The sequence below is a fragment of the Subsaximicrobium wynnwilliamsii genome, from assembly GCF_007997225.1.
In the GTDB taxonomy this organism is placed as follows: Bacteria; Bacteroidota; Bacteroidia; order Flavobacteriales; family Flavobacteriaceae; genus Psychroserpens; species Psychroserpens wynnwilliamsii.
The window spans coordinates 125330-136116 of record NZ_VORM01000010.1 but is presented as its reverse complement, the minus strand read 5'-3'; the positions used below and the strand labels follow the sequence as shown (position 1 = coordinate 136116).

The 10787-nt window shown below is 34.1% G+C and carries 5 protein-coding genes; all 5 read right to left on the bottom strand.

The genetic code is table 11. The annotated features are described in order from the left end of the window. Positions 1–197 precede the first annotated feature (197 nt). The 5 genes from ESY88_RS10600 to ESY88_RS10580 are packed head-to-tail and all read right to left on the bottom strand — an operon-like array spanning position 198 to position 10787. Positions 198–3245, bottom strand: coding sequence for a type I restriction endonuclease subunit R (locus tag ESY88_RS10600; protein ID WP_147086740.1), 3048 nt, complete (start codon positions 3243–3245; stop codon positions 198–200). Continuing rightward, positions 3229–7668: a sacsin N-terminal ATP-binding-like domain-containing protein gene (locus ESY88_RS10595; protein WP_147086739.1), complete on the bottom strand. Its 4440-nt coding sequence runs from the start codon at positions 7666–7668 to the stop codon at positions 3229–3231. Before ESY88_RS10595 ends, ESY88_RS10600 begins: the two co-directional genes overlap by 17 nt. A gap of 12 nt (positions 7669–7680) precedes the next feature. Next, entirely contained in the window at positions 7681–8094 is a 414-nt protein-coding gene (locus tag ESY88_RS10590) for a restriction endonuclease subunit S (protein WP_147086738.1), read from the bottom strand. A gap of 37 nt (positions 8095–8131) precedes the next feature. Then, positions 8132–9460: a nucleotidyltransferase family protein gene (locus tag ESY88_RS10585; protein ID WP_147086737.1), complete on the bottom strand. Its 1329-nt coding sequence runs from the start codon at positions 9458–9460 to the stop codon at positions 8132–8134. A 1-nt stretch (position 9461) separates the two neighbouring features. Beyond that, on the bottom strand, positions 9462–10787 hold the full coding sequence (locus tag ESY88_RS10580; RefSeq protein WP_147086736.1) for a restriction endonuclease subunit S: 1326 nt from the start codon (positions 10785–10787) through the stop codon (positions 9462–9464).

Sequence of the window (10787 nt, the reverse complement as noted above, 5' to 3'; positions counted from 1 at the left end):
CTCGTTCCTCTTTAAAATGTGTACGACAGCTCTTTTCGTCTGTGAAATGAACTCCAAAATCAAATATATTCATAATCAACTGTTTTAATATCAAGTGAATATACGATAATTATTTCATTTTAGGGCTGTTTGCGGATATACAATTAATTTAATCTTTGATTTTTGTAATTCTTTTGCCATCGTATTTTATTTTCTTCCTATTTCCCCACACTCGCCATCCGCTTCATGGTATCAAAAAACGCCTGGTAAAAGCTTTCATCTTTGGCATATAAACGATAAAGATCCAGTTCCTGTTTCCGCTGTTTGGACATCACATCATCGAGTATTTTTCTAAAAGCAAGGTCTTTGTTTTGTTCATCGTGGTTTTCGGCCACCTTCGTTTGAAAATCGGGGTGGGCTTGAATGGATTTACTCAAGCTTATGAATTTAAGACGCTGATCATCGGGCGTGGCTTCCCAACCTTGGAACCAGCGTTCGTTAAAGGATTGGATAATCAATTCCAGCGGATCTCTTTCTTCTTCGCCACCATAAGCCCCACGAGGCGATGGGTTTTGTGGATCCAATTCAGAATCAGAATCTTCTAAACCAATACTGTGATTCAATTTTACGCGTTCCAAACCATAGGTGGATAAGTCCACCGACTCCAGCAGTTCGTCCATCCCATCAACGTTGGTATCACTAATAGGAAGTTTGGGAACTAGAAATTTTAAAAACCAAAACAACTTCTCCCATTGCACCACCTCAAAAGGTAATATGGAAGCCATTTGTCCATATATTTTTACGAATTGCTTGGCCTTGATTTTAAAATCAGCCTTTTCTTCATCTTCGAGCTCCAACTCTGTTTTGAAACGTTCGGCTGCGGTATCGATGATGGGACTTAGCAATTGTGCATCTACTTTTTGGAAAAAGAGCTCGTTGAAGTTTTCAACTTCTTCCCATTCATAAACGCCTACTTCATCTAAAACATCTTTGAGCTCGTGAAGCACATTGACATCCGTAGCTTGGCTTAAAGAGGTAGCCGTATAAAACGGATCGAAAGACGTTTTAATATCTTCAGTAGAGTTAAAGAAATCGAGAATAAAGAGGTCCTCGGTTTTCTTGCCTAGTTTATTGGCCGATCGGTTCAAACGCGATAATGCCTGAACAGCCATAACACCCTGCAACTTTTTATCCACATACATCGCGCAGAGTTTGGGTTGATCAAATCCAGTAAGGTATTTATTGGCGACGATCAACATCCGGTACTCATCTTCATCAAACTTATCTGAAGTATCCTTGTCTCCAAAGCCATTCATTTCGGCTTCGCTGTAGTCGATGCCATTTAGGGTTTTTGTGCCCGAAAAAGCGATGATAATCTTAAAAGGATGGCCTTTGGCCTCCAAAATAGTTGTTAGTGCCTTGTAATATTTTATGGCCGATTCGATACTCTGGGTCACCACCATGGCTTTCGCTTTGCCCTTCAATCGTTTTTGATTGACAATATGCGGAATGAAATGATCGAGGACAATCTCGGCTTTGGTATGAATGGTTTGTTGGTGCTGCTCAACAAAAGCACGCAATTTCTTTTGCGCTTTTGCCGTATCAAACAGCGGATTATCTTCAATGGACTTCTCAATCTCATAATAACTTTTCAGCGTGGTGTAATTGGCAAGCACATCCAAGATAAAACCTTCTTCTATGGCCTGCTTCATCGAATACAAATGGAAGGGCTTAAAACTACCGTCTTCCTCTGCCATCCCAAATTTCTCCAAAGTTATGGCTTTTGGAGTTGCCGTAAACGCCATATAAGACGCATTGCCGCGCATTTTTCTAGCCTGCATGGCCAAAATGATTTTGTCCTGCACATCCACCTCATCGGGATCAGCTTGCTGTCCCATGGCCTGGTTCATTTTGTCGTGTGCCGTGCCACTTTGGCTACTGTGCGCCTCATCGATGATGACCGCAAAACGTTTGTCGCTCAAATCGGCCATCCCATCAATGATAAAAGGGAACTTCTGAATGGTGGTAATGATGATCTTTTTCCCCTGCTCTAAACTCTCCCGTAATTCTTTGGAAGAATAGGCTGGGGAAACAATATTTTTCACTTCGGAAAATTCCTTGATATTTTCGCGTAACTGCTTGTCCAACAAACGACGATCGGTTACCACAATCACCGAATCAAACAAAGGCTGATCAATACCTTTGCTTCCCGGCGTGTTTTCCTGTTCTGGATAGGTTTCTATCAACTGATAGGCAGCCCAAGTAATGGAGTTGGATTTCCCAGACCCTGCGGAATGCTGAATAAGATAGGTTTGTCCTACCCCATTTTTACTGGCGTGACCCAAAATATCCCGAACCACATTCATTTGATGGTAACGTGGAAAAAACAAGGTACGTGAATTGAGCGCCTCTTTTTTACTGCCATCCATACGCACAAAATGTTGGATGATATTAGCCAAGCTTTTTCGGGTAAATACCTCTTCCCACAAATAAGCTGTTTTATGACCAAAAGGATTTGGCGGATTCCCCTTCCCGTGATTATTACCCTTATTAAACGGAAGAAAGAACGTATCCCTCCCATTCAACTTGGTGGTCATGTAAGCCTCATCGGTATCTACTGCAAAATGCACGATGCTTCTGGCAAATTGCAAAAGGGGCTGATTGGTATCGCGTTGGGTTTTGTATTGCTGCTGCCCGTGTACCTTGGCATTTTGTCCTGTCCAATGGTTTTTCAATTCCATAGTTACCAGCGGAAGCCCATTCACAAAGAGCACCATATCAATTTCCTCTCGCGGATTATCGGCTGAGTAGCGCAACTGTCGCGTGACGCTAAAGCTGTTTTGTTCAAATCGTTCTTTTACGGCTTTACTGCTGCTTGCCAAAGGCAACACATAAAACAAGGTAAAATGCGCATCATCAACTCCCAAACCTTTTTTGAGCAGATGCAGAATACCATATTTTTTGACCATGCGGTCAAAACGGTTTAGGATTTTTAATTTCCAGTCGCTTTGTCTTTTAATTTTCTCCAACTCTACTTTTTGCGTGGTTTCCAGAAACTGCCAAAAGAAGGCTTCGTCTATGGCAAATTGGGTATTAAAGTTTTGCGCTTGCCCAATAAAATAACCATTGCCAGCAGGATACATTTCGCCAGATTCATTGACGCCATCAATAGTAAGGCCTTCGGCTTTGATGGCTTCAAGGGTTGTTCCAGTCAATTGCTTTTCTATGGTGGCTTCTAAGGCTTGTTCGTTAGTCTTGGATTGCATATTCTTGTAACTTAATTTCGACTCTATATTTTAATGGCTGTAACTGACCTAGCTTATTAATGTCATTAATAACAAATATTTTGGAATCCTTATTCACAAGCCAAATTTCATACTGTTTAGCATTTTTCAAACCGTATTCCATTTCATCTCTTGAAAGAATAAATGAAGAACCATTATAATACTTGCTCTCTACATACCTCATTTGTTTCTGTGTTACATCGTAATATTTTATATCGTAATGTTCGCTTTCATTAGTTTTAGCGATAAGCTCAACTTTATTATACAGTAATGGCCTTTCTGTTAAATACTTCTTTACAATTTCTTCAACAGTATTACCTAATGTTTTCTTTTGATTAGAAGACAATTCAGTTTTATTACCTAGCCAAAGACCATTGCCTTCTTGCTTCCAACCCCCATTAGGATTGATAACAACTTCAAATTCTTCAATTAATTCAGAAGGTTGATCTATATCTAGATCAAAATCAACAGGATGACCTTCTTCTTTTTGTTGTTGTTCTTTTTTATTTAATTGAGCTTTAATATAATCTATATGTCCTTTGAAATAGCTCAAACTATTGAATGTCTTACTTCTCCTTATATCTAGAATTTCATCGTCAGAAAAATGTTTTATATTTTCACTTTCAATGGAGTCATATTCTGGATATGCTTCACTTTCTAAATTAAATTTCATGATAGGAACTTTCTCTTTTAATAAATTAGCTAATGTTAATTCTAGATTATATTTATTTTCGTTTTGTGTAAAATGAAAAGTGTCTAACAGATGCTCAATTATATGTAAGTATTTAATAAAGTTGCTCTGTTCATCTTTTTCTTTAGAAGAAAGATAAAACCATAATTGATTTTTGATATTCTTTTTTCTTTCATCATAAAATCGATGTATTTCATTTGAAAATAGCTTTTCAAATGTTATTTTGTAGTCTGAAACATCATTGTAATCCTTAAGATCAATTCTTAAAAGAGTAAACACTCTTCGAATCCGAAAAAGCTCCTCCAAATTATCATCCGACTGAAATAATTTTTGTTCAGCTAATTCTGGGAAATTTTCAAAAATACAATTATCAATATTATTTTCATTTAATTCAGAACTCACGTGGAGCCCCTTGATTCTAAAAATTGTTTTCCATATAGATAACCTGACACTAAGTTCCCCTAATAAAATATTAGCTTCTTCTAAAATTCCCTCTGCGAGTTCATTTTTGACATCGTACATATTATCCTCTTTAGATTGCATTATGATAGATTCAAAAGTTTTCTTTTCATCAAGCGTATCAAAAACTTTTAGGAAAATATCTGATAAATTGTCTCTAAACTGCTTATTTAGTTTTAATTGAGACATTGATGATCCAATTGGAATATTTATGTAAAACTGATTTTTGCTATATGCATAATTATAAGGCTCTATTGCAAAAATCTCATCCTCAAGCCTACAGGTTAATTCTTGACAACAAATGATTTTGAGTTTATTTAAAAGTAGAACTTGGTCATTTTTCACATCCTCCTTTGATATTTTATCAAGTCTAAATGCTAATATGAATGGTTTTATTTCTTTAAACATTATTTCAAAGTCATCAGAAATTGTAAGGTTTCTCTCCTCCGTTTCTATTTTTAAATCAAGATTATTTAAATTCATTAAACCAAACATTTTAATTGCTCGGGCTCCCCCAGATCGTGAAGGATAATATAGCAGCGGAAATTTATTTGTCAGCGTTTCCGGTAACTGTATTCTATCACTGAAGTAAATCTGACTTGAATTTTTAACCACTATATCTTTACCTTCTTTAGCATAAAGATCAACTCCTAGCATTGATTGCCCATTTTTCTTGTAATGACCTACTAAATTTTTATAGAAAACCTGCGAACCTTTATCATTATTCCTTACTGCTAATTCTTGTGTTTTGATTTTGAGATAATTAATATCTAAATCATTAAAATCCTTTTTTGCTCCAAAGAAAGAAAGGATTCCATCTACTTTTTCTTTGTCTAAATCCTTATTAATATTGAACAAGTATTCATAATCAATTGTAAAAGGATTAAACCATTCTTGTTTTTTAGTGGTAATTAAATAATCTTGAATATCGTATTGTTTCGAAAGTTTGAAGTAAAGGAAGTTTTTAAAAGGTCTTATAGCTTTTATACCATAATGACTATAATTTAATTTCTCTTCAGAGGAATAGAACTCTGTATAATTTTTAAAAATGCTTTTAATTTTCTCATCCAATGAAAGCCAAGCAATAATATGATTAATAGTAATATCTCCATTATTAGTAATCTTATTAAATAACCTTATATTATACAAGCTATAGCTAGAAATTGCTGTATTATGGATATGATTGGAATAATTAATAAATTCAGTTTCAATTTTGGCTCTAACCATTTCTACAATTGAGAAAGGATTTACCCCTAACCACTCTAAGAATTCTTCTACCTGAATTAAATTCTCATTTTCTAAACCTAAACTTTCCAGACTTGTAATTGTGTATTCATTCCCATATAAATCGCCAAAAACCTGATTAGATAGCTTTCCTATTTCAAATTCATCTGACAGTGCAAGACTTTTGATATGTAATAATTCGTCATTTTGATTTAGACACGGAATTTCAGTCTCATAATCTAAGAATGGGTTTTCGGCTCTTAACTTATAATTATAAAATAGTTTTTGATAGAACTCCCTAATTATTTTGTTCTTATCATTTTCATTCTCTTTGAGATACTCTGTTGTTTCACTTATGATTTTTTTAATGACCGTTTGAGGTTCAAAAGAATGAACATCTGATATTTTTTCTAATTTATCTTTTAAACCCCTAGATTTATGGGTTTCAGACTGTAGTTGAAGTTTATCTAATAATTCTATATATAATTCTGGATTCAAAAATCTGATTTTGGAATAATAGGGTACTTTTAAATCCTTATTTTCTGTTGTTTTATCAGTATAAACATAATCTACGGTTTTGATAAGATTATCCTTCTCATCTATTAAAACACAAAACTTTTCATTGGGATAAATCTCTAACAGTAAACTCACTAATTCTGCTCTCTGAGCTACATTTAAGTGTATTGCAAAGCTTTCAATTATTGCTTTATAATTTCCTGGTTTGCTTACATATTGCTGTGGTTCTATTGGCAAAGCACAATAAACAAGTTGTTCTCCAAAATAAGTTTCTAAATTATTTTTCTGAATAAACTCTGCTATGCGATTCCCTAAGTTTTTCGCAATGGAAGAATTAACATAATTTCCAGACAAAATAGGATAGACTTCAAAATTTTCCCAATAATTATCAATGACATTAGAATATGGCTCGTAAACAGAAAACTTATCATTATTGATGGTTTGGTACGGCAACCAAGATTTAAAATGTTTACTTTTTAAGATTTCAATAAATTTTAAATGTAGCTTAAAAAGTTTGTCAAGTATAAATGGATTTACTTCAGACTTTGTACTATGATTTCTATTTTGGTCTAATTCTAAACTTGCGTGCGCTACAAAAGGAAGTTCAAAAGGGATTTGGGTTTTAAAATAATTATATAAAACTTTATCTTTAAAACTCAGATCATTGCTGTAAGCAATTTTCACACTGTAACGCTTTGGTTGGCTTGACTCTTTGTCTTCTATTAAGTTCTCATCTACGATACCATCATCACTTATTACATAATATATTTGACCGTTATGACTGATCTCCGAATTATTCTCAGAGATTTTTTTACGTGTTATTGATATCGTCTTATTTAGAACATTTCCGTCAATTTCAATAGTGTTGATGTTTTGCAAGAACAAAAGTGTTTTTTCACTTATAGATTCTAATTGCTCTTTAATTCTATATTCATATTCCGATTTATATCTAATAGAAATAGTGGTAGTGAAATCTGAATTATCAATTACATCTTCTATCCTACAACAATTCAAAAGAGGTAATGGATAGACATCTGCATTCAATTTTCTCTCCCTTCTAATTTGTGATAGTTCAGATTCAGTGTACCCGATTTTATTTAATATAATATCTTTTTTTAATGTCTCGTCAAAAACCACTTTAAAATCATTACTAATGATACTGATTTTATCAGCCCAATTAATAATCGAACGAAAACCTAATCCTTTATTACCGATATAGCCAGAGGATACTTTTGAAGATAAGCCAGGATAAAAAATAGAATCATACCCCTTTATAGAAAATGGCTTATCGCCATCGTTGCTTATTTCTAAAAGACGTTTTTCTGTATCAAGATAAATTTTAACTTTTGAAGCTCCCTCGTCTTCGCAGTTTTGAAATAACTCCAATAATTGCCGACCATTATAACCTTGATTAGTTTGTTTTTCAATGTTGTTTAATCCTATTAAATTTTTCGGGTTTCTTAATTCTTCCCAACGTTTAGTAATAATCTTTTCAACTTGCTTTTTTATAGACATTTTTTAAAATTTTTATAATTGACATACCCTAACCTTCCCCGTTACCACTCCATTTATCAAACTCCCCTTATACTCTTTCAACTTCTCAATCTCCTGTTTTAAACCAATGGCTGGGCTGAATTTTTGAGAAGTAGTTTCTATATACCTAGAAATCTCATTTAAATCATTCTGTGATGCTGCTAGAGCTTTAACTGCACTTAAATTACCCCTAGGCAATTTTGGTTGCGCTACCCCGGAAATAAAGACTGTGTAATCAATTAAACTGTTCTGCCCAATAAAATAGCCATTTCCGGCAGGGTAAAGCACAGCAGATTCATTGACTCTATCCACGCTAAGCTCTTCGGCTTTTAGAGTTTCAAGTGTTGTTCCTGTTAGTTTTTTTTCTATGGTGGATTCTAAGGCTTGTTCGTTGGTTTGACTATGCATGATTATATTCGTTTTTTATCTCAAAATAGAGTCATATTTATTCAAACTTAAGGTCGATTGATTTTAATTTTTTACTCACTCGCTTTTCATGCTTTTTTAGAAACGATTTGGTTCTCCACGCCCATGATGGTCCTGCATCAATAACGTTATTAACTTCCTTTATAAACAAAAGATGTTTTTTTCTTAAATCCTGAATACCAACATTAATTTGTTTTCTAATTTCTTTTCGTTTTTTAGTACTAATTTTAGAATTACTTTCTAAATGTATTGACTTACCTTCAACACGTACAATAACATCGTCACGTTCAATTAATATATTTATTATATTGTTCGCTTGAATATTTTCATATAGTCTAAATATTTTTCTAAACTCGTTAAAATTCTTGTCTTCTAACTTTTCAATAGCCAATTCTTTCAATATTTCTTGAACATCTTGAATGAACTTATGATAAGACAAAATATAGTTCGCGTAAGCAATACTTATTTGTTCAAAAGAAGGTTTATGTATTGATGTCAATACCACAAGAGCGCCTTCATCCTTTTTATAAGCTTCAAAATAATCTGCTTCTGCCTTTTCATAATCATTATAACTAGAAAGTTTAGGAACACTATCAGACGAAAGCTCTATCAAAAAATATTTATCTCTAGGACCGACATTTTGCCATTGTTTTTTAACAACACTAGAGTTTTTCCTGAAGGTTTCCGCTAATCGCGAAATAAAATCATATTTATCTAACGTTTTGTAAAGGAAATTCGCGTCGTCCTGTTCCAATTGTTTACTACTAGATACTAATTGATGAAAACGTCCCCATTCTTGATTGCTATTATATCCTTCCTCTTTTAATCTAGTTTCATACAATACATCTGTAATCTCTACTAAGGTTGCCCAATTATGAGTTTCATGTGTTCTAAGCTGCACTTCGATAACTTTTCCACTCACTGGGTCGGTAATGTAAACATGAATAGCTCGATAGCCTATTTTTTTAGGATTATTAAAGCGATCTCTAATTTCCCCTCTTACTTCATAATTGTCTAATATTATTTCGAGCATCTTTCTAGCTGCTACCTCACTTCCAAATATTATCCGAATACCAGCAACATCCCACATACGGTTCAATTGCATTTTAGGTTCTCTTATGGTTTTATTGATTATAGTTGATATTCTCTTTAATCTAAAAGCCGTAATAGCTGATCTTTCCACCCGAGTTTTATGCTGACTGAGTTCTTTAAAAATCTTAAACAAAGGCTCTGTAAAGGAAAGCCTATGAGCTTGTAAAATATCTAAATCTTTATCTGAAATGTGCTTGTCTTTGCATTCACGCAAACGTTCTCCTAACCTGTTTATGTCTCCTCCTGTATATTTCATCTTAACACACCTTCACCTTCCCCGTTACCACACTATTTATCAAACTCCCCTTATACTCCTTCAAGGTCGAAATCTCCTGCTGTTTTAAACAAATGGCGGTTTCAAATTTTTGGGAAGCGGTTTCGATGTAATCTGAGATCTTTTTTTGCTCTAAAAGTGGTGGGAAGGAAATTTTAATATTCCGAAGACTTCCTATTAAAATAACTGGTTGCATTTGTGAAGAATTATTAAAATCTATTTGAGATTTTGTAGCATATGACAATAACGATTTGAGAAAATATTCTGGAAACATCTCTTTTGATTGAAGGCAAATCCTAGCTATGTTTTGATTAATATGAAATTTATTATCTTCTTTTATCAAGGCTGCATTGCCTATGGTACCTGTACAGGGATAAACAATGTCATTTTTGTACAATTTAGTTCTCTGAAGACTATTAGATAATTTTTCTGAAATTGCCTCTGTTTCAGAAAGATCCAATTCTCCCGATTGAATATTAAATCCTCTTAGAGCGATTATTTGTCCTTCAGAGTCTGTTTTCCAGACATTTGTATATTCAAATCCCGTAAGCTTAGTAATAAAACAGAAATATTTAAGCGCCTTAGCCTCCCAACCCTCCGGAATCTCCCCAATCCACTCCACACCAGAATCTTTTAAGGCGACAGTATCATCCAAGCCACGGGTTACGGCTTTGTGGATAAGGATTTGTTTACGTTCTTTAAGCAGGGTTATTTGTTGCTGTTTAATGGCAATCGCCTGGTCTATTTTGGTGGTTTTATCGTCTAGAAATTCGGCGATGGCGGTTTGTTCTTCGAGAGGTGGAAGAATAGATAATATGTTGAAAAAGTCATCCGTATATAACCGCAACCTACTTTCAATAACACCAGAAGAATTCCTTTTATATTCAGCTTTATATAATTCAGTTCTTAATAAATAATGAAAATAACGTTTAACATTCCCATCATACAATCTATAAATCGAATATGCGGGACTTGTAATCCCGTCAAAGGGTGAAAAGCCGAGACTTCCGTTCCAAGCAAGCATTATATTACTTACCAAATCTCCCTTTTGTACTTTTTTATAACCCTCCAAAGTCAAAGCATTAGTAAGCATGCCGCCATCTTCAACCTTATCAGTTTTATTTGTGACTCCTGTATATTGAGAAACTGAGAGCAAATCTTCACTTCCATTTTCACTTCGTTCGTTTATTTCATTAAAGAGATATTTAATCCTTCTCACTTCCCAATGCTCCGGAATCTCCCCTAACCATTCTACGCCAGAATTTTTATAGTTTTCGTAACGTTTTGTGCGTTCTACAACTGCTTCCAT

Excerpts from the sequence above, each read along its gene's own strand:
- ESY88_RS10580 (WP_147086736.1), bottom strand. The coding sequence starts at position 10,787 with ATGGAAGCAGTTGTAGAACGCACAAAACGTTACGAAAACTATAAAAAT.
- ESY88_RS10600 (WP_147086740.1), bottom strand. The coding sequence starts at position 3,245 with ATGCAATCCAAGACTAACGAACAAGCCTTAGAAGCCACCATAGAAAAG.
- ESY88_RS10590 (WP_147086738.1), bottom strand. The coding sequence starts at position 8,094 with ATGCATAGTCAAACCAACGAACAAGCCTTAGAATCCACCATAGAAAAA.
- ESY88_RS10595 (WP_147086739.1), bottom strand. The coding sequence starts at position 7,668 with ATGTCTATAAAAAAGCAAGTTGAAAAGATTATTACTAAACGTTGGGAA.
- ESY88_RS10585 (WP_147086737.1), bottom strand. The coding sequence starts at position 9,460 with ATGAAATATACAGGAGGAGACATAAACAGGTTAGGAGAACGTTTGCGT.